The 19,493-nt window shown below is 53.8% G+C and carries 17 protein-coding genes; 12 read left to right on the forward strand and 5 right to left on the reverse strand.

All coding sequences use genetic code 11. The features are described 5' to 3' along the window. Window positions 1–29: 29 nt before the first annotated feature. The gene (rhaS, locus tag HV243_RS23740; RefSeq protein ID WP_016157890.1) at window positions 30–878 is read right to left on the reverse strand and encodes an HTH-type transcriptional activator RhaS; all 849 of its coding nucleotides are present in this window, start codon (window positions 876–878) and stop codon (window positions 30–32) included. Window positions 879–1,178: 300 nt separating this feature from the next. Between rhaS and rhaB the strand changes: the two genes are divergently transcribed. From rhaB to rhaM, 5 genes are all read left to right on the forward strand, one after another. Next, complete coding sequence (rhaB, locus tag HV243_RS23745) at window positions 1,179–2,648, forward strand: rhamnulokinase (RefSeq protein ID WP_016155199.1); 1,470 nt, start codon at window positions 1,179–1,181, stop codon at window positions 2,646–2,648. Continuing rightward, the gene (rhaA, locus tag HV243_RS23750) at window positions 2,645–3,904 is read left to right on the forward strand and encodes an L-rhamnose isomerase (protein ID WP_019077926.1); all 1,260 of its coding nucleotides are present in this window, start codon (window positions 2,645–2,647) and stop codon (window positions 3,902–3,904) included. Before rhaB ends, rhaA begins: the two co-directional genes overlap by 4 nt. Before the next feature lie 143 nt (window positions 3,905–4,047). Further along, window positions 4,048–4,875 carry a rhamnulose-1-phosphate aldolase gene (rhaD, locus tag HV243_RS23755; RefSeq protein ID WP_016155197.1) on the forward strand — a complete coding sequence of 276 codons (828 nt, stop codon included), beginning with the start codon at window positions 4,048–4,050 and terminating at the stop codon, window positions 4,873–4,875. A gap of 126 nt (window positions 4,876–5,001) precedes the next feature. Next, a complete protein-coding gene (gene fucO / locus HV243_RS23760; RefSeq protein ID WP_053388915.1) occupies window positions 5,002–6,150 on the forward strand; it encodes a lactaldehyde reductase in 1,149 nt (382 codons plus the stop codon). Next, on the forward strand, window positions 6,147–6,461 hold the full coding sequence (gene rhaM, locus HV243_RS23765; protein ID WP_016155195.1) for an L-rhamnose mutarotase: 315 nt from the start codon (window positions 6,147–6,149) through the stop codon (window positions 6,459–6,461). The genes fucO and rhaM overlap by 4 nt, the downstream gene beginning before the upstream one ends. Before the next feature lie 291 nt (window positions 6,462–6,752). Here the strand turns inward: rhaM and HV243_RS23770 are convergent, their stop codons facing one another. After that, window positions 6,753–8,150, reverse strand: coding sequence for a carbohydrate porin (locus HV243_RS23770; protein WP_053388916.1), 1,398 nt, complete (start codon window positions 8,148–8,150; stop codon window positions 6,753–6,755). 336 nt (window positions 8,151–8,486) lie between these two features. After that, a complete protein-coding gene (locus HV243_RS23775) occupies window positions 8,487–9,035 on the reverse strand; it encodes an XRE family transcriptional regulator (RefSeq protein WP_016155192.1) in 549 nt (182 codons plus the stop codon). Window positions 9,036–9,136: 101 nt separating this feature from the next. Here HV243_RS23775 and HV243_RS23780 point away from each other — a divergent pair, with 101 nt between their 5' ends. The 6 genes from HV243_RS23780 to HV243_RS23805 all read left to right on the forward strand — a co-directional run bounded on the left by HV243_RS23780 (window position 9,137) and on the right by HV243_RS23805 (window position 15,009). Further along, window positions 9,137–9,796: an AzlC family ABC transporter permease gene (locus HV243_RS23780; protein ID WP_016155191.1), complete on the forward strand. Its 660-nt coding sequence runs from the start codon at window positions 9,137–9,139 to the stop codon at window positions 9,794–9,796. Continuing rightward, on the forward strand, window positions 9,796–10,119 hold the full coding sequence (locus HV243_RS23785; protein ID WP_016155190.1) for an AzlD domain-containing protein: 324 nt from the start codon (window positions 9,796–9,798) through the stop codon (window positions 10,117–10,119). The genes HV243_RS23780 and HV243_RS23785 overlap by 1 nt, the downstream gene beginning before the upstream one ends. A 182-nt stretch (window positions 10,120–10,301) precedes the next feature. Continuing rightward, on the forward strand, window positions 10,302–10,748 hold the full coding sequence (locus tag HV243_RS23790; RefSeq protein WP_047357774.1) for a PTS fructose transporter subunit IIA: 447 nt from the start codon (window positions 10,302–10,304) through the stop codon (window positions 10,746–10,748). Between the two features lie 10 nt (window positions 10,749–10,758). Continuing rightward, the gene (locus tag HV243_RS23795; RefSeq protein ID WP_047357775.1) at window positions 10,759–12,204 is read left to right on the forward strand and encodes a PTS fructose-like transporter subunit IIBC; all 1,446 of its coding nucleotides are present in this window, start codon (window positions 10,759–10,761) and stop codon (window positions 12,202–12,204) included. After that, complete coding sequence (locus tag HV243_RS23800; RefSeq protein WP_053388917.1) at window positions 12,194–13,264, forward strand: aminopeptidase; 1,071 nt, start codon at window positions 12,194–12,196, stop codon at window positions 13,262–13,264. The genes HV243_RS23795 and HV243_RS23800 overlap by 11 nt, the downstream gene beginning before the upstream one ends. Continuing rightward, window positions 13,264–15,009: a putative frv operon regulatory protein gene (locus HV243_RS23805; RefSeq protein ID WP_053388918.1), complete on the forward strand. Its 1,746-nt coding sequence runs from the start codon at window positions 13,264–13,266 to the stop codon at window positions 15,007–15,009. The genes HV243_RS23800 and HV243_RS23805 overlap by 1 nt, the downstream gene beginning before the upstream one ends. A 56-nt stretch (window positions 15,010–15,065) precedes the next feature. Here the strand turns inward: HV243_RS23805 and HV243_RS23810 are convergent, their stop codons facing one another. Beyond that, window positions 15,066–15,278 (reverse strand): DUF1471 domain-containing protein, encoded by a 213-nt coding sequence (locus tag HV243_RS23810; protein ID WP_003825262.1) that lies wholly within the window; start codon window positions 15,276–15,278, stop codon window positions 15,066–15,068. A gap of 128 nt (window positions 15,279–15,406) precedes the next feature. After that, window positions 15,407–16,243 carry a formate dehydrogenase accessory sulfurtransferase FdhD gene (gene fdhD, locus HV243_RS23815; RefSeq protein ID WP_072161021.1) on the reverse strand — a complete coding sequence of 279 codons (837 nt, stop codon included), beginning with the start codon at window positions 16,241–16,243 and terminating at the stop codon, window positions 15,407–15,409. Between the two features lie 194 nt (window positions 16,244–16,437). Here fdhD and fdnG point away from each other — a divergent pair, with 194 nt between their 5' ends. Further along, on the forward strand, window positions 16,438–19,488 hold the full coding sequence (fdnG, locus tag HV243_RS23820; RefSeq protein ID WP_131351646.1) for a formate dehydrogenase-N subunit alpha: 3,051 nt from the start codon (window positions 16,438–16,440) through the stop codon (window positions 19,486–19,488). The last annotated feature ends 5 nt before the right edge of the window (window positions 19,489–19,493 follow it).

Raw genomic sequence — 19,493 nt, forward strand, 5'->3', positions numbered from 1 at the left:
GACGGTAAAAAACGTTGATAGCTTTCGCGTTACTGAAGGCTGCTTCCCGCTATAAGGTCACGCCCCTGACGAATATCGCGTGGCGACCACTCGAACTCACGGCGAAAAAGCGTCGAAAAGTGGTTACTGTCACCGAAACCGCAGAGATAAGCGATATCAGTCACGCTGTCATCACTGTGGCGGAGCAGATGTCGGGCTTTAATCAGTCGCAGACGGTTAAGGTAGCGCTGCGGCGTCAATCCTGTTTGCTGTTTAAGCTGGCGATGCAGAGTGCGTAAAGAGAGCGAAAACTTCTCGGCCAGCGCCTCCCAACACACCTCTTCGGCAAAGTTATCCTCCAGCCATGCCATCAAAAGGTTAAGCCGCGCATCGTTATCGGTCGCCGCTTCCATCAGGCTGCTTTTACGCAGCAGTACCAGCAACTGCATAAACAGGATCTCGCGATTTGCCGCCGTGGGCGTATCCATCTCCTCGCCGAGCGTCTCCATCTGCCCCACCAGGTGACGAACCTGCTGCAGTACGCCCTGGTTTACGCGCCAGTGGGAGGGATACTGCCCATTTTGTTCCTGAGGCAAAAGCTGATTCAGCCCGGCCAGAAATTGAAACGCATCCGGAGAGCGATACAACACATTGGTCAGACACAGATTGTCAGTATGTTCATATAAATGCCTGTCATGATCGCGGACGAAACACACCGTACCGCCGCTGATGGTGTAAGGCTGTCCGTTGAACACATGGATCCCCGTTCCATGTTCGACCACCACAATTTCATGAAAATCATGATGATGTTCAGGAAACGCGGGCTGAGGAAGCCGCGGTTCAATAGCCACAGGCGCTTTACCTGTCGGAAAAAAATCCACGCAATGCAGTACGGTCATGACGGCTCCCCCTGATTAACGAATATGGCTGAATAGTAATTAAGGGTTCCTACCCTCACCTTAATTTTTTGACGCCAAAGTGCGTAAACACGGTTAATTCTTCAAGAAATGGCGGGAAAGATCGGGAAATGCGGAAGGCGTCACATCCGCCAAAATCCGCGCTATTAGTGGAAACTGTGAACAACATCACGTTCACCTTTGCCATGTTGCCAGCCGCTAATTGGGGCTGTCACTGTCAAGAAGGTACGCTTTATTCGGGGTTCTTAGACTGAGTGCAATAAAACTCAGAAGGACCTCGCCATGACTTTTCGCCATTGTGTCGCTGTCGATCTCGGCGCATCCAGTGGGCGCGTAATGCTCGCACGTTACGACAGTAAACACCGCACCCTGACGCTGCGTGAAATCCACCGCTTCGTTAACTGTCTGCAAAAAACGGACGGTTTTGACACCTGGGACATCGACAGCCTGGAAAACGACATTCGCCTTGGCCTGAAAAAAGTCTGTGATGAAGGCATTCGGATAGACAGCATTGGCATTGATACCTGGGGCGTGGATTACGTATTGATCGATAACGCCGGACAACGTGTTGGTCTGCCGGTCTCTTACCGTGACAGCCGCACGACCGGCATTATGTCACAGGCGATGGCGCAGCCAGGTAAAGGTGAAATCTACCGCCGTAGCGGCATTCAGTTTCTGCCGTTTAACACCTTGTATCAGCTACGTGCGCTGGTTGAACAGCAGCCAGAACTGCTTGCGCAGGTGGCACATGCCCTGCTGATCCCCGACTACTTCAGCTTTCGCCTGACCGGCAAATTGAACTGGGAATACACCAACGCCACCACCACCCAGTTAGTCAATATCAACACCGACGACTGGGATGACACGCTGCTGGCGTGGACCGGGGCAGACAAAGCCTGGTTTGGTCGCCCGACGCATCCGGGGAACGTCATTGGTCACTGGATTTGCCCGCAGAAAAACCAAATTCCGGTTGTGGCCGTCGCCAGTCACGACACCGCCAGCGCGGTCATCGCTTCACCGCTGGCCGATAAAAATAGTGCGTATCTCTCTTCCGGTACCTGGTCGCTGATGGGCTTTGAGAGCAGAACGCCGTATACCAACGATGCGGCGCTGGCGGCGAACATCACCAACGAAGGGGGCGCGGAAGGGCGCTACCGCGTACTGAAAAACATCATGGGACTGTGGCTGCTCCAGCGCGTTTTAAAAGAGCGCCAGATTACCGACCTGCCAACGCTTATTGCCCAAACGCAAGCGCTGCCGGCCTGCCAATTCCTGATAAACCCGAACGACGATCGCTTTATCAACCCCGACGATATGAGCGCGGAAATTCAGGCGGCCTGTCGTGAATCGGGTCAACCCGTTCCCCAGCAAAACGCCGAACTGGCGCGCTGTATCTTCGACAGCCTGGCATTGCTATACGCTGACATTCTGCAAGAACTGGCACAACTGCGTGGTGCAGCATTTAGCCAACTGCACATCGTTGGCGGCGGCTGCCAGAACGCCCTACTGAACCAGCTGTGCGCGGATGCCTGCGGTATTCGCGTGATGTCCGGGCCGATTGAGGCCTCCACGCTCGGCAATATTGGCATCCAGTTGATGACGCTGGACGAGCTGAACAACGTTGATGATTTCCGTCAGGTGGTGCGTGCCAACTACGACCTGACCACCTTCATTCCAAATCCTGAAAGTGAAATTGCCCGCTACCAGGCGCAGTTTCCATCACTACGACAGACAAAGGAGCTTTGCGCATGACCACTCAACTTGAACAAGCCTGGGAACTGGCAAAACTGCGTTTCGCCGCGGTAGGCATTGATGTCGAGGCGGCCTTACGCCAGCTCGATCGTCTGCCGGTCTCCATGCACTGCTGGCAGGGCGATGATGTCGCCGGTTTCGAGAATCCGGAAGGCTCGCTCACAGGCGGTATTCAGGCTACCGGCAACTATCCGGGCAAAGCGCGTAACGCCACCGAGCTGCGCGCCGATCTGGAGCAGGCGCTGAGCCTGATCCCGGGTCCAAAACGTCTGAATTTGCACGCGATCTATCTGGAGTCCGATACGCCGGTTGCCCGCGACCAAATCAAACCTGAACATTTTAAAAACTGGGTCGAGTGGGCGAAAGCAAACCAGTTAGGGCTGGATTTCAACCCATCCTGCTTCTCTCACCCGCTGAGCGCCGACGGCTTCACGCTGGCCCACGCCGATGACACCATTCGCCAGTTTTGGATTGACCACTGCAAAGCCAGCCGTCGCGTCTCAGCGTATTTTGGCGAGCAGTTGGGTACGCCATCGGTGATGAATATCTGGATCCCGGATGGCATGAAAGACATTACCGTTGACCGGTTAGCACCGCGCCAACGTCTGCTTGAAGCACTGGATGAAGTGATCAGCGAAAAACTCGACCCGGCGCACCATATCGACGCCGTCGAGAGCAAGCTGTTTGGCATCGGCGCCGAAAGCTACACCGTGGGCTCCAACGAGTTCTATATGGGTTACGCCACCAGCCGTCAGACCGCGCTGTGCCTGGATGCGGGTCACTTCCATCCGACTGAAGTGATTTCCGACAAAATCTCCGCCGCCATGCTGTACGTACCGCGTCTGCTGCTGCACGTCAGCCGTCCGGTGCGCTGGGACAGCGATCACGTGGTGCTGCTGGATGATGAAACGCAGGCGATTGCCAGCGAGATCGTTCGCCACAACCTGTTCGACCGCGTACACATCGGCCTCGACTTCTTCGACGCCTCTATTAACCGCATCGCCGCGTGGGTTATCGGCACCCGCAATATGAAAAAAGCCCTGCTGCGCGCGCTGTTAGAACCGACCGAACAACTGCGTCAGCTTGAAGCCAGCGGCGACTACACCGCACGTCTGGCCTTGCTGGAAGAGCAAAAATCGCTGCCGTGGCAGGCCGTGTGGGAGATGTATTGCCAGCGTCACGACACGCCAGCAGGAAGCCAGTGGCTGGACAGCGTGCGCGCTTATGAGAAAGAGATTTTGAGCAAACGTAGCTAACCGTGACACCAGGCTTACAGGCCGGATAAGACGCCCCACGTCGCTATCCGGCAATGAATGAAAGACGATTGCCGGATGGATCTTCACTTATCCGGCCTACGTAAGACCCGATAATAATCGGGCAATCAACAGGATCACCGAATATGCAAAACATGACTAATTCCTGGTTCGTCCAGGGGATGATCAAAGCCACTTCCGACGCGTGGCTGAAAGGCTGGGACGAACGTAACGGCGGCAACCTGACGCTGCGTCTGGATGAGGCTGACATTGCGCCATTTAGCGCCGATTTCCACGAAAAACCGCGCTATATCGCGCTAAGTCAGCCAATGCCTTTGCTGGCGAACACGCCGTTTATCGTCACCGGTTCCGGTAAATTTTTCCGTAACGTTCAGCTCGATCCCGCGGCAAATTTGGGCGTGGTGAAAGTAGACAGCGACGGCGCGGGCTACCACATCCTTTGGGGCCTGACCCACGAAGCGGTGCCAACCTCTGAGTTGCCGGCTCACTTCCTCTCCCATTGCGAGCGTATTAAAGCGACGAACGGCAAAGACCGCGTGATCATGCACTGCCATGCTACCAACCTGATCGCCCTGACCTACGTGCTGGAAAACAATACCCCGCTGATTACCCGCAAACTGTGGGAAGGCAGCACCGAGTGTCTGGTGGTGTTCCCGGATGGCGTCGGCATTCTGCCGTGGATGGTGCCGGGTACGGATGAAATCGGCCAGGCAACCGCCGAGGAAATGCAGAAACACTCGCTGGTACTGTGGCCGTTCCACGGCGTGTTCGGCAGCGGTCCCTCCCTCGACGAAGCATTTGGCTTGATAGATACCGCAGAAAAATCCGCCGAAGTTTTAGTCAAAATCTATTCGATGGGCGGTATGAAGCAGACCATCACGCGTGAAGAGCTGGTAGCACTGGCTAAACGCTTTGGCGTGACTCCGCTGGCAAGTGCCGTAGAGCTGTACTGATACCTGCCAACTCAACGCCGGATGCGGCTTCGCTTTATCCGGCCTACATGACGATGCACGTTTCACCGTCGGCCCGATAAGCGTAATGCCATCGGGCACCAGGGATTTTTTTTAAGGAGAATAGTGATGAGCTTTATGTTGGCACTGCCAAAAATTAGCCTGCATGGCGCCGGCGCGATTGCCGATATGGTGAATCTCGTGGCGAATAAACAATGGGGCAAAGCGCTGATCGTCACCGATGGTCAACTGGTGAAGCTGGGCCTGCTGGATAGCCTCTTTGTCGCACTGGATGAACATCAAATGTCTTACCACCTGTTTGATGAGGTGTTCCCGAATCCGACAGAAGAGCTGGTACAGAAAGGTTTTACGGCATATCAGGGGGCAGAATGTGACTATATTATCGCCTTCGGCGGCGGCAGCCCGATCGATACCGCCAAAGCGGTGAAGATCCTGACCGCCAACCCTGGCCCTTCTACCGCTTACTCCGGCGTGGGCAAAGTGAAAAATGCGGGCGTGCCGCTGGTTGCCATCAATACCACTGCTGGTACAGCAGCAGAGATGACCAGCAACGCGGTCATTATCGACTCTGCCCGCAAGGTCAAAGAGGTGATCATCGACCCGAACATCATCCCGGATATCGCCGTGGATGACGCCAGCGTGATGCTGGAAATCCCAGCCTCCGTTACCGCCGCAACCGGCATGGACGCCCTGACTCACGCGGTGGAAGCCTATGTTTCCGTTGGCGCGCATCCGCTCACCGACGCCAACGCCCTGGAAGCAATTCGCCTGATCAACCTGTGGCTACCGAAAGCGGTCGACGATGGTCATAACCTCGAAGCCCGCGAACAAATGGCGTTTGGTCAGTATCTGGCGGGTATGGCATTCAACAGTGCTGGTCTGGGTCTGGTGCATGCGCTGGCACACCAGCCAGGCGCGACCCACAACCTGCCGCACGGCGTCTGCAATGCTATCCTGCTGCCGATCATCGAAAACTTTAACCGCCCTAACGCCGTGGCGCGTTTTGCCCGAGTGGCGCAGGCGATGGGAGTGGACACCCGCGGGATGAGCGACGAAGCGGCAAGCATGGAGGCCATCACCGCGATTCGTGCCCTGAGCAAGCGTGTAGGTATTCCGGCTGGTTTTAGTTCCCTTGGCGTGACGAAAGAGGATATTGAAGGCTGGCTGGATAAAGCGTTGGCCGATCCATGCGCGCCGTGTAACCCACGCACCGCCAGCCGCGACGAAGTCCGCGAGCTGTATCTGGAGGCGTTATGATCCGCAAGGCTTTTGTGATGCAGGTGAATGCCGACGCGCACGTTGAGTATCAACGTCGGCACAATCCCATCTGGCCAGAACTGGAAGCGGTGCTGAAAGAGCACGGTGCCCATCACTACGCGATTTATCTCGATCAGGAACGCAACCTGCTGTTCGCCACCGTCGAGATTGAGTCAGAAGAGCGCTGGAACGCCGTTGCCAGCACCGATGTTTGCCAGCGTTGGTGGAAGCATATGCGTGATGTCATGCCGGCAAACCCGGACAACAGTCCAGTCAGCGCTGAGCTAAAAGAAGTGTTTTATCTGCCTTAACCGCTCTGTTTCCTCCCCTGACGGGGGAGGAAACTTTTTTCTCCCGTTAGCAGCATTGCGTTCGTTTTGTCATCCACGCCATTTCCCCACGACCCGGCACCTGCTCAGGCTTGCCAATGCTGAAAGTCTCCGGCGTCACCAAACTGGAAGATGGGACGGCATTTAACTACTCGTGTAGCTACAACCGCGCCGACAAGTTCAAAATCAAAAATAACTGGGTGGGGAAATAAAAACCTGATGACCAGGCTCTAAGAAAAAAGCGCCTGAATCCAGGCGCCTGAGAACGGAAAATCAGAAGAAGTATTTGAAACGGAGACGCGCGCCGTAACGGTCGTCGTCGTCGGTATAATTCTCCGGATTGCTGTTATCGCTGTTAATCATCGAATAATAAGCGCCGAGATAAATATTAAAGTTCTGCATATCCATCACGTTCGGAATTAAATAAGACGCATGAATGGTATGAATATCGTAAGTGCCCACATTGTAGAACCAGTCATTATCATCGTGATCGATCAGACCGTTAAATTCGTCGATCTTGTTATGAGCATAGATATAGCCCAGTTCAAAGCGCTTCCACAGAACGTTGGCCGCCGCCGTAAAGTCTTTTTCGTTATCCGCATCGAGATAAGCGGTATTCAGGTTAAACACCAGGCCATTTTCCGGATCGGCTTTCAGACCGTTCCAGGTCATCGTCATACCGTAACCGTTACGATCGGACTGATCGACAAAGTTGCCCTGAGCATCGGTATATCCATAGGCGTTATTGATAACGTTCGATTCCATGGCCGCAGAAATCGTCAGCGCATCCACCGGTGTCCAGGCGACGACCGGGCGCAGATAAGCCACGTTTTTCTCCTGCGACATTTCACGACCATGATAGCGGCTATCCTGATAAAGCGAGGTACCATCTTCCAGCAGGGTATTTAACTCGAAATACCAGTTATCGAGCTGTTTGCTCATCAGGAAGCTGCCGCCGGAATCTGAACGGCCACGACCTTCTTTCATCATGTAGATATAGCCGCTACCGTCATCATACAAATCGTTGGCGGTATGCCCTGAATGCTCAACAAAGGTATCCTGATTCAGCGGGAACATATCGTAAGCTTCGAAACGACCGACTTTTACTTTCCAGTCATTTTCCTGACCGAAGAAGAAAGCGGCGTCATCAAGATTGACCGAACCCGTCATGTCAGCCAGCGGTTGCGCTGAAAAACCGGCGAAATAGCCGTTATCCAGCTTACGCATACCGTCAAAGCCCAGCAGGATACGTCCGTTCAGATCCCAGCGTTCATTGGTTGGGTCGCCCACATTCGAATTGGTTGCCGCCAGCACGCCTTTGTTGCTTTCCGCATCCATGTTGAATTCCACGTCGCCGTAGATTTTCAGATCGCCATAGCCGGAGAGCACCAGATTAGGGGTAGTGGCGTTCTTTTTGGTCTCTTGTGCGGGCGTAGTGCCGTTGACTGGCGTATTTCCCTGAGCAACTTTAATTTCCTGGATCTCCGCAGCCTGCTGTACCTGCAATTGCTGCACCTGATTTTCCGCTTTTGCCGCGCGGTTTTCCGCAGCTTCCAGCCGAGCCTCCAGTTGTTCGAGCCGCTGTTCCAGAGTCATTTTTTGCGTTTTAGCAAAGCCATTATTTGCCACTAATAATAGACCTATTGCTAAAGCTAATGTCGATTTCTTCATTATTTGCTTTCCTTGAAATAAAGATCGTCCAACGTCTTCCGACCGGAAGACGCGCAACATGCAAATCCAAAAAATATTTTTATAGGTAATACGATACCGATGACTGAAATAAATTCAGAACATTAAAACGTGGCACCAGTGCAGGCTAATATTTATTATCATACTGATTTTATTATGTGTAACGTAGATATAATTAAGAATGTGAGGGATATAACAATAGTGCTGAAATTAACGAAAAATAATAAAAACAATTTTATATGAATAACAATAAAATATAATTAAAAATAATAAAGGCGCGAACGACAATCGCCGCGCCTTTATTTAATAAGCGTTCAATTAACTCTGCTCAGAAACCAGAATCGCCTGAGTGTCAGGCTCCAGTGCTTTAAAGATATGCGCTTGATCGGCAGGGTAACAAATATAATCGCCCTCACCTAACTCCTCCGGCGCTTCCGTCAATCCCACCATCGCCTTACCCTGCGTTACGATAATATGTTCAACCGATCCCGGTGGATGCGGTTGTGAAATACGATCCGCGCCCGGCTGCGTCAGCAGCAGATAGATATCCCGCCGCGCGCCTGGTGGGCAGGCGGCCAGTAAAATGGCCTGATAGTGGGCCTGCTCAGCCACGACTTTTGTCCCTTCGCCGCGGCGAATCACCTGCGTTTTTTGCTCCTGCGGTTCCAGCAAGCGCGCAAAGGGAATATCTAACGCCACACACAGCGACCAGAGCGTTTCCAGGCTAGGATTCCCATTGCCCGCTTCCAATTGCGAGAGTGTCGATTTTGCAATCCCCGCGCGACGGGCAATCTCCGCCAGCGACAAACCAGTGCGCTGACGTTCACGCACCAGACTTTTCGCGATCATACTGATGGGCTGGGTCATTCACGACTCCATGTTTTTTATATCGAACGAATTGTTCGACTTGTAAAGCCAATTGGTCGCGTTCATTATAATGGAAACTCGTTCGATATGGCTAAAACGGTATGAAACATTATTTTTCCAGTCTCAAAGGCGACACGATAAAAGCAATATTTTTAGTCTGTCTGGCCGTCGGTGTAGTCGGCATGTCATACGGCTCGCTGGCGATGGCCTACGGCTTCCCGCTGTGGGTACCGTTTGTACTCTCTATTACTGTGCTGGCGGGCGCGTCCGAGTTTATGTTTATCGGCATTATCGCCAGCGGTGGTAATCCACTGGCGGCTGCGGCTGCGGGTTTACTGGTTAACGCCCGTCACGTGCCGTTCGGCGTCACCGTGCGCGATCTGGTAGGCACCCGAGCTGCCAGTTTCCTCGGCTGTCATATTATGAACGACGAAAGCGTAGTCTTTGGCCTGTCGCAAAAAACGCCTGAGCAACGTAAAGCCGCCTACTGGCTGTGCGGTCTGGGCGTCGCAATTTTCTGGCCTGTTGGCACCCTGATCGGCGCAGGCGTCGGCAAACTGCTCCCTGCCCCGGAAACCATCGGTCTGGATGCCGTCTTCCCTGCCATTCTGCTGGCTCTGGTCGTCCCGGCATTCAAAAACCGCACTACGCTGATTCGTGCCTGTAGCGGCGCCACGTTGTCGCTTGCCGCCATTCCCTTTGCGCCGGTCGGTTTACCGGTTTTGCTCTCACTCTTTGGCTTACTGACGAGGAAAAAATAATGGGCAACATGACGCTGTTTATCGTCGGTATCGCCATGTTATCTCTGGGAACGTATTTAATGCGTTTAGGGGGAGCCAAGCTTGGAAGCCGTTTAGCGTTCTCAGAACGCTCGCAGGCGCTGCTTTCCGACGCCGCAACGGTATTACTGTTCTCCGTTGCGCTGGCGACCACCTTTTACGAGGGCGAACACTTTGCCGGAATGGCGCGCGTACTCGGCGTGGCTTTTGCGGTATTTCTCGCCTGGCGTAAGATGCCGCTGATCGTGGTGATCGTTGCCGCTGCGGTGGTAACCGCGCTGTTACGAATGGTGGGTATACACTAAGAATATAATTACCCTGGCGAAATATTCATCAGGGTAATCACCTGTAGCGTTATGTGTTTTACCCCACAAAACCAGGCGCTAACTCTGCCTCAAATTGTCACTTCCCGCTGACATATTGCTGCTCATCTCTTCACCATCTCACCGTTAAAATCAAATCAAACAGTTTTTAACGGAGTCCCATCATGACAGCCCTTACAGCTAACTGCATTGACCTGAATATTCAGGGGAATAGCGTTTATGCCATCCTCAAGCAACTGGCGAATATGGCGCTTCAAAATGGCTACGTCTCTGACCGCAGCGCCTTCCTGCAAACGCTGCTGATACGCGAAAAGCTGCATTCCACCGGCTTTGGTTCGGGCATTGCCGTCCCACACGGTAAAAGCGTCTGTATCACACGCCCCTTCGTCTTGTTCGCGCGCAAATCAGAAAAAGTGGACTGGAAAGCCAGCGACGGCGAGGACGTTAACTGCTGGATCTGCCTCGGCGTGCCACAAACGGGCGAGGACGATCAGGTCAAAATTATCGGCACCCTGTGCCGCAAAATTATCCATCAAGATTTCATCAACCAACTGAAGCAAGGCGACACCAACCAGGTGCTCGCCCTGCTCAATCAGACCTTAACCTCATAAGGAAGCGGCTATGGAGTCATCCTTGCGTTTAGTGGCGATTACCAACTGTCCGGCGGGTATCGCCCACACTTATATGGTGGCAGAAGCGCTGGAGCAAAAAGCGCGCTCGCTCGGCCATACGATTAAAGTCGAAACCCAGGGCTCAAGCGGCGTCGAAAACCGACTGACCAGTGAAGAAATTGCCGCTGCCGATTACGTTATTCTGGCTACAGGTCGCGGCCTGAGCGGTGAAGACCGGGCGCGTTTCGCCGGGAAAAAAGTCTATGAAATAGCCATTTCCCAGGCGCTGAAAAATATCGACCTGATTTTTACGCAGTTACCGACTCACTCACAACTTTTTGCCACTGATAGCAGCGTGAAGCTGGGAAAACAGGAGGTCCAGCACGGTAGCGTGATGAGCCACCTGATGGCTGGCGTTTCCGCCGCGCTGCCGTTTGTTATTGGCGGCGGTATTCTGGTCGCCATCGCTAATATGCTGGTGCAGTTCGGTTTGCCCTATGCCGATATGTCGAAAGGTGCGCCGTCGTTCACCTGGGTTGTTGAATCCATCGGCTATCTGGGTTTCACCTTTATGATCCCCATTATGGGGGCATACATCGCGTGGTCGATTGCCGATAAGCCCGCTTTTGCCCCGGCGTTTCTGGTGTGTTACCTGGCGAACGATAAAGGCCTACTCGGCACCCAGTCCGGCGCGGGGTTTCTCGGCGCGGTCGTACTCGGGCTGGCAATTGGCTACTTTGTGCTTTGGTTTCGCAAGGTTCGGCTCGGCAAAGCGTTGCAGCCGCTGCTCGGCTCCATGCTGATCCCGTTTGTCACTTTGCTGGTGTTTGGCGTACTGACTTATTACGTCATCGGCCCGGTGATGTCCGACATCATGGGGGGGCTGCTGCACTTCCTGAACACCATTCCACCATCAATGAAAATGGGCGCAGCCTTCCTCGTTGGCGCAATGCTGGCATTTGATATGGGCGGGCCAATCAATAAAACGGCCTGGTTCTTCTGCTTCTCACTGCTGGAAAAACATATCTATGACTGGTACGCCATCGTCGGCGTGGTGGCGCTGATGCCGCCCGTCGCGGCAGGTATCGCTACCTATTTAGCGCCAAAACTGTTTACCCAGCAGGAGAAGGCCGCCGCCAGCAGTGCGATTGTGGTGGGTGCCACCGTCGCCACCGAACCGGCAATCCCCTATGCGCTGGCCGCGCCGCTGCCGATGATTACCGCCAATACGCTCTCCGGTGGTATTACCGGCATGCTGGTCATCGCCTTTGGAATCAAACGTCTCGCGCCGGGTTTAGGTATCTTTGATCCGCTGATTGGCCTGATGTCTCCGGTGGGGTCATTTTACCTGGTGCTGGCTATCGGTCTGGCGCTGAACATTTCGTTAATTATCATCCTGAAAGGATTGTGGCTGAAACGTAAAGCCGCACAGCAGGAGCTTGCCCATGAACATTGAGTTACTTCAGCAGTTATGCGAAGCCAGCGCCGTCAGCGGTGATGAGCAGGAAGTTCGCACTCTTCTCATTAATGCGCTGGATTCCAGCGTCGATGAAATCACTTTTGACGGCCTCGGCAGCTTTGTCGCACGCAAGGGCAACCGTGGGCCGAAGGTTGCCATCGTCGGTCACATGGATGAAGTGGGCTTTATGGTCACGCATATCGACGAAAGCGGCTTTTTGCGCTTCACCACCATTGGCGGTTGGTGGAGCCAGTCGATGCTGAACCACCGGGTCGCCATCCGTACCCGCAAGGGCGTTAAAATCCCTGGCATAATCGGCTCCGTAGCACCGCACGCCTTAACGGAAAAGCAGAAACAGCAACCTCTGACATTTGACGAAATGTTCATCGATATTGGTGCCAACAGCCGCGAAGAAGTAGAAAACCGCGGAATTGCGATCGGTGATTTCGTTAGCCCGGAAGCCAATTTCGCTCGCTGGGGCGAAGATAAGATCGTCGGCAAAGCGCTGGATAATCGCGTCGGCTGCGCCCTGATGGCCGAGCTTTTACAAACCGTGAATAACCCTGAAATTACCCTGTACGGCGTGGGCAGCGTGGAAGAAGAAGTGGGTCTACGCGGGGCGCAAACCTCAGCGGAGCATATCAAGCCCGATGTGGTGATCGTGCTGGATACTGCGGTTGCGGGCGATGTGCCCGGAATCGACAGCATTAAATACCCACTCAAGCTTGGCGAGGGTCCAGGGCTGATGCTGTTCGATAAGCGCTATTTCCCTAATCAGCAGTTGGTTGCCACATTAAAAGCGTGTGCAGAAAACAGCGGTGCGTCATTGCAGTTTTGCACCATGAAAACCGGGGCGACGGACAGTGGACGCTATAACGTTATGGGCGGCGGTCGTCCGGTGGCGGCACTATGCCTGCCGACTCGCTATCTCCACGCCAACAGCGGCATGATTTCCGCATCGGATTACGACGCGCTGTTTACGCTGGTGCGGGAACTGCTCACCTCGCTGTCGACCGAAAAGGTCCGCGCGCTTACTGACTTTCGCCGGGAGAGTTAATGCTTTCGGAACGCCAGTTAAAATTGGTGGATCTTCTTGAACAGCAGCCGTGTTTGCTGGGCGACCTGGCGCGGCAAACTGGCGTTTCAGGCAGAACCATCCTGCGCGATATTGACTACCTCAATTTTACCCTCAGCGGTAAGGCCCGCATTCAGCCCGGCGGCAGTGCGGGCTATCAGTTGGAAATTGTCGACAGACGCGGTTATTTTCAGCTTCTGCAACGCCATGATAATGATGACCGGTTGCTGGCCTTTCTTCTGCTCAATACCTTTACACCGCGTGTACAGCTGGCTTCGGCGCTCAATTTACCTGAAACCTGGGTGGCCGATCGTCTCCCACGGTTGAAGCAGCGCTATGAGCGCGCCTTTTGTCTTGCCAGCCGCCCGGGCGTCGGTCATTTCATTGATGAACCGGAAGAAAAGCGCATTATCCTGTTGGCGAATCTGCTTAAAAAAGATCCCCTCTTAATTCCACTGCCGGGTATTACCCGAGACAACATCGACAGGCTCAATGCAGCATGTGAAAAACTTAATGAATTCCCGCTCATCTCGGGAGAGTACCTGGCAAGTCTGGTGCTGGCCGTCTATGCCCTGCGTAACCAGCTCTCCGGATCATGGCCGGAGTGTCGGTATGTTTCACTGAAAAATGCGGTGGAACAAGGAAGAGTCTACCTGGGCGAGAACGCCTTCAGAACACTGATCGGCCTTCTGGAAATCAGACAACAGCAGGCAATGACAATTTCTGCCGATGCGGTGACCTTGTTGTTAAAAAGCGTTCCCGGCATCGTTGCGTTGAACGTTATCGATACCCAACTGGTTGATAATATTACCGGCCACCTGCTGAGATGCGTCTCTGCCCCGGTTTGGGTACCAGAACATCGCCAGAGCAGTATGCACAACCTGAAGTCGACCTGGCCTGCCGCCTTCGATTTGAGTCTGCGTTTTATTGCCCTGTTGCGTGAAAAACTGGATATCCCACTGTTCGATAGCGACCTCATAGGGCTTTACTTCGCCTGCGCCCTGGAGCGCCATCAAAACGAGCGCCAGCCGGTCATTTTGTTATCCGACCAGAATGCTATCGCCACCATCAACCAACAGGCCATTGAGCGAGATGTTCTGAATTGTCGGGTGATCATTGCGCGAAATACGAGTGAAGTCAGCGCCATCAGTGAAGAAATCACCCCACTGTTAATCATCAACAATAGTCACTATTTACTTGATGAATCTATAAAAAATACCTTAACTATCAAGAACATCATCACCGCTGCAGGTACCGAGCAGATTAAACACTTCCTCGCAACGGCCTTTATCCGCCAGCAGCCCGAACGTTTCTTTTTACAGCCGGGCAGCTTCCATTACGCCAATATGAAGGCCGAAAGCTGGCAGAGTATCATCGGCCGGATCTGCGGCCAGCTTGTGGCACAGAGCCATATCACCGAGGACGAAGCGCTGCGCATTTGCGCCCGGGAGCATGAAGGTGAAAACCTGATCGTGAATCGCCTGGCGATTCCTCATTGCTGGAGCGAACAGGAGCGCCGCTTTCGTGGTTTCTTTATTACCCTCGCACACCCTATTCTGGTGAATAACGAACCGGTCAGCCATGTCCTGATCGCCTGTGCCGCCGCCGAGGCGCGGCATGAGCTAAAAATCTTCAGTTATTTATCCAGCGTGCTGAGCAGCCATCCGGCAGAAACTATTGCGGGATTGAAAGACTATAACGCGTTTATCGGATTGCTCAGGCAGTGAATACCGGAAATGAAAAAAGCGCCTCAAGGGCGCTCTTTCGACAGTACTGAGGTATTTTATTTCAGCAGTTCAGCGGTCATGTGCACGCGGTTGCCGGTGTATGCCTGAGTGATTTTATAATCGCTGGCACCTGCACGTTCAGCCTGAGCGGCAATTTTTGCTTCAGCGCTTTCCAGTGTAGAACCGGTTGCGGTAACTGTCTGAGCAGCGAAAGAACCGAAAGAAGTAGCCAGAGCGATAACTGCGACAAAAGTTTTGATGCTTTTCATGATATAAACCCTTTAACTTAGTTGTTTGATTAAGGCACCGTGCCTTGATGTGATAAATAATAGCCATCTCATCGCACAACTAAAAGCGGAAGGATTTGCCAGTCTTATTCAAATTAATTGAATACTGGTTACTCAGTTATCAGACGCTCGGGATGTGTATAAATCGTCGCCCGGCCCGGTTTGCAAAAACCCACCAGCGTCAGGTTACAGCGTTCGGCAACTTCCACAGCGAGCGTTGTCGCCGCAGAAACAGCAAACAGGATTTCCACGCCGCACATTGCCGACTTCTGCACCATCTCGTAGCTGGCGCGGCTGGAGACTAATACCGCGCCCTGCTGCCAGGTTTCCCCTTCGATCGCACGTCGTCCCAGCAGTTTATCCAGCGCAACATGACGTCCAACATCTTCATGCCCACCCGCCAGATGACCTGACGGCTGTATCCAGGCAGCCGCGTGCGTGCAGCCTGTCAGTTGCCCAACAGGCTGGAAATCAGGGAGATGCCTTAAGGCGTTATCGAGATGCGCCAGATTGAATGTCTGGGTAAACGGCAGCGGCTGGACCGGTTTGCCAATATCATTAAGTTGCTCCACGCCACAAACACCGCAGCCAGTCCGACCGGCCAGCGCGCGACGACGCTCTTTCAGCCCCATAAAGCGCCGGCTGGACAGCTCAACCTGCACTTCTAATCCGTTGCAGGAAGGCACCACGTCCATCCCGTAAATATCTTGCGAGGACTCAATAATGCCTTCAGAAAGTGAAAAACCCATCGCGAAGTGCTCAAGATCTTTCGGTGATGCCATCATCACCACGTGTGAAATCCCGTTGTATACCAGCGCCACAGGCACTTCTTCAGCTACCTCATCTGGCTGAGGATGTTGCAAGTCCTCGCGCTTCCAGAGGGTCAACTGACGAGATCCTGTCGGAGATGTCACATTCTTGATGTTTTCTTGAATAATCTTATTCACTTTCTTTTAACCGTATTGGAACACGCATACCAACATTGTGGTATTCTTTACAAACCCCTCCTGGACGGAGGGAAATTCACCCAATTCTGGACCTTTGCGGTCCCGTCCGCAAAGAAAAATAACAACCACTTCCCTCGCGTTCGCGTTATAGGAAAACGAAGGGAACGTGACAATGTCGAAACAAGGAGCGAACCATGCAGGTCAGCAGAAGGCAGTTCTTTAAGATCTGCGCTGGCGGTATGGCAGGCACCACGGCAGCGGCACTGGGCTTTGCACCCGGCGTAGCGCTAGCGGAAACACGGCAATATAAATTGCTGCGCACCCGCGAAACCCGTAACACCTGCACTTACTGTTCCGTTGGCTGTGGACTGTTAATGTACAGTCTCGGTGACGGAGCAAAAAACGCCAAAGCATCCATCTTCCATATCGAAGGGGACCCGGATCACCCGGTTAACCGTGGCGCACTGTGCCCGAAAGGGGCAGGACTTGTGGACTTCATCCACTCTGAAAGCCGCCTGAAATTCCCGGAATACCGCGCACCTGGCTCTGATAAGTGGCAACAGATTAGCTGGGATGAGGCATTTGACCGCATCGCTAAGCTGATGAAAGAAGACCGCGACGCTAACTACGTTGCACAAAACGCCGAAGGCGTAACCGTTAACCGCTGGCTTTCCACCGGGATGCTGTGTGCTTCCGCTTCCAGTAACGAAACCGGCTATTTAACACAAAAATTCTCCCGCGCGCTTGGTATGCTCGCGGTCGACAACCAGGCACGCGTCTGACACGGACCAACGGTAGCAAGTCTTGCTCCAACATTTGGTCGCGGTGCGATGACCAACCACTGGGTCGACATTAAAAACGCCAACCTCGTTGTGGTGATGGGCGGTAACGCCGCTGAAGCTCACCCGGTCGGGTTCCGCTGGGCGATGGAAGCCAAAATTCACAACGGCGCGAAGCTGATTGTTATCGATCCGCGCTTTACGCGAACCGCGGCAGTGGCTGATTTCTATGCTCCGATTCGTTCCGGTACTGACATTGCTTTCCTGTCAGGCGTTTTGCTGTACCTGCTGAACAACGAAAAATTCAACCGCGAATACACTGAAGCCTATACCAACGCAAGCCTGATCGTGCGTGAGGATTACGGTTTCGAAGATGGCCTGTTTACCGGCTACGACGCGGACAAACGCAAGTATGACAAAACCAGTTGGAACTACGAACTGGATGAAAAAGGCTTCGCCAAACGCGATGTCACCCTGCAACACCCGCGCTGCGTATGGAACCTGCTGAAACAGCACGTCTCCCGCTACACGCCGGACGTCGTAGAAAATATCTGCGGTACGCCAAAGGCCGACTTCCTGAAGGTCTGTGAGTACATCGCAGAAACAAGCCGCCCAGATAAAACCGCGTCGTTCCTGTACGCACTGGGCTGGACGCAACACTCCGTTGGTGCGCAGAACATCCGTACCATGGCGATGATCCAGTTGCTGCTGGGCAATATGGGGATGGCAGGCGGCGGCGTTAACGCCCTGCGCGGACACTCTAACATTCAGGGTCTGACCGACTTAGGTCTGCTGTCACAAAGCCTGCCGGGCTATATGACGCTGCCAAGCGAGAAGCAAACTGACCTGCAAACTTACCTTGCCGCCAACACGCCAAAACCGTTGCTGGAAGGCCAGGTGAACTACTGGGGCAACTACCCGAAATTCTTCGTTTCGATGATGAAAGCCTTCTTTGGCGATAAAGCGACAGCGGAAAACAGCTGGGGCTTCGACTGGCTGCCGAAGTGGGATAAAGGGTACGACGTCCTGCAGTACTTCGAGATGATGAACCAGGGCAAAGTGAATGGCTATATCTGCCAGGGCTTTAACCCGGTCGCATCATTCCCGAATAAAAACAAGGTTGTGGCTTCACTGTCCAAACTGAAGTTCCTGGTCACCATCGACCCGCTCAATACAGAGACCTCCACCTTCTGGCAGAACCACGGTGAGTCGAACGATGTTGACCCGTCGAAAATCCAGACTGAAGTATTCCGTCTGCCGTCCACCTGCTTCGCCGAAGAGAACGGTTCTATCGTCAACTCCGGTCGCTGGCTGCAGTGGCACTGGAAAGGTGCGGATGCCCCAGGAATTGCCGTTACCGATGGTGAAATCCTCGCCGGTATCTTCCTGCGTCTGCGCAAGATGTATGCCGAACAGGGTGGCGCGAACCCGGAACAGGTGCTGAGCATGACCTGGAACTACTCCACACCACACGAACCGGCTTCGGAAGAAGTGGCGATGGAGAGCAACGGTAAAGCCCTGGCCGACATTATCGACCCGGCCACCGGTGCCGTTATCGTCAAGAAAGGCCAACAGCTTAGCTCGTTCGCCCAACTGCGTGACGACGGTACCACCTCCAGCGGCTGCTGGATTTTTGCCGGTAGCTGGACGCCGGAAGGCAACCAGATGGCACGTCGCGATAACGCCGATCCGTCAGGCCTTGGCAATACGCTGGGCTGGGCATGGGCGTGGCCGCTCAACCGACGTATTCTGTATAACCGCGCCTCCGCTGACCCGCAGGGGAATCCGTGGGATCCAAAACGTCAGATCCTGAAATGGGACGGGGCGAAATGGAGCGGGATGGATATTCCAGACTACAGTGCCGCCGCGCCGGGCAGCAACGTTGGGCCGTTCATCATGCAGCCGGAAGGGATGGGACGCCTGTTTGCTATCGATAAGATGGCAGAAGGTCCGTTCCCGGAACACTACGAGCCGTTTGAAACGCCGCTGGGGACTAACCCGCTGCACCCGAACGTTATCTCTAACCCTGCCGCACGTATCTTTAAAGGTGACGCGGAAGCACTGGGTAAAGCGGATAAGTTCCCGTACGTCGGTACGACCTACCGTCTGACCGAGCACTTCCACTACTGGACTAAGCATGCGCTGCTTAACGCTATCGCCCAGCCGGAGCAGTTTGTGGAAATTGGCGAGAAGCTGGCGAATAAGCTCAGTATCTCTCATGGCGATACCGTCAAAGTCTCCTCTAACCGTGGCTACATTAAAGCCAAAGCGGTGGTGACTAAACGTATTCGCACGTTGAAGGCCAACGGTCAGGATATCGACACTATCGGAATCCCGATTCACTGGGGCTACGAAGGTGTGGCGAAAAAAGGCTTTATCGCTAACACGTTAACGCCATTCGTCGGTGATGCGAACACGCAGACGCCGGAATTTAAATCCTTCCTCGTGAACGTGGAAAAGGTGTAACGGAG

It is taken from the genome of Citrobacter sp. RHBSTW-00599 (genome assembly GCF_013784065.1).
Taxonomy (GTDB): Bacteria; Pseudomonadota; Gammaproteobacteria; order Enterobacterales; family Enterobacteriaceae; genus Citrobacter; species Citrobacter braakii.

Coding starts and splice junctions, on each gene's coding strand:
- rhaS (WP_016157890.1), bottom strand. CDS start 878: ATGACCGTACTGCATTGCGTGGATTTTTTTCCGACAGGTAAAGCGCCT.
- rhaB (WP_016155199.1), top strand. CDS start 1,179: ATGACTTTTCGCCATTGTGTCGCTGTCGATCTCGGCGCATCCAGTGGG.
- rhaA (WP_019077926.1), top strand. CDS start 2,645: ATGACCACTCAACTTGAACAAGCCTGGGAACTGGCAAAACTGCGTTTC.
- rhaD (WP_016155197.1), top strand. CDS start 4,048: ATGCAAAACATGACTAATTCCTGGTTCGTCCAGGGGATGATCAAAGCC.
- fucO (WP_053388915.1), top strand. CDS start 5,002: ATGAGCTTTATGTTGGCACTGCCAAAAATTAGCCTGCATGGCGCCGGC.
- rhaM (WP_016155195.1), top strand. CDS start 6,147: ATGATCCGCAAGGCTTTTGTGATGCAGGTGAATGCCGACGCGCACGTT.
- HV243_RS23770 (WP_053388916.1), bottom strand. CDS start 8,150: ATGAAGAAATCGACATTAGCTTTAGCAATAGGTCTATTATTAGTGGCA.
- HV243_RS23775 (WP_016155192.1), bottom strand. CDS start 9,035: ATGACCCAGCCCATCAGTATGATCGCGAAAAGTCTGGTGCGTGAACGT.
- HV243_RS23780 (WP_016155191.1), top strand. CDS start 9,137: ATGAAACATTATTTTTCCAGTCTCAAAGGCGACACGATAAAAGCAATA.
- HV243_RS23785 (WP_016155190.1), top strand. CDS start 9,796: ATGGGCAACATGACGCTGTTTATCGTCGGTATCGCCATGTTATCTCTG.
- HV243_RS23790 (WP_047357774.1), top strand. CDS start 10,302: ATGACAGCCCTTACAGCTAACTGCATTGACCTGAATATTCAGGGGAAT.
- HV243_RS23795 (WP_047357775.1), top strand. CDS start 10,759: ATGGAGTCATCCTTGCGTTTAGTGGCGATTACCAACTGTCCGGCGGGT.
- HV243_RS23800 (WP_053388917.1), top strand. CDS start 12,194: ATGAACATTGAGTTACTTCAGCAGTTATGCGAAGCCAGCGCCGTCAGC.
- HV243_RS23805 (WP_053388918.1), top strand. CDS start 13,264: ATGCTTTCGGAACGCCAGTTAAAATTGGTGGATCTTCTTGAACAGCAG.
- HV243_RS23810 (WP_003825262.1), bottom strand. CDS start 15,278: ATGAAAAGCATCAAAACTTTTGTCGCAGTTATCGCTCTGGCTACTTCT.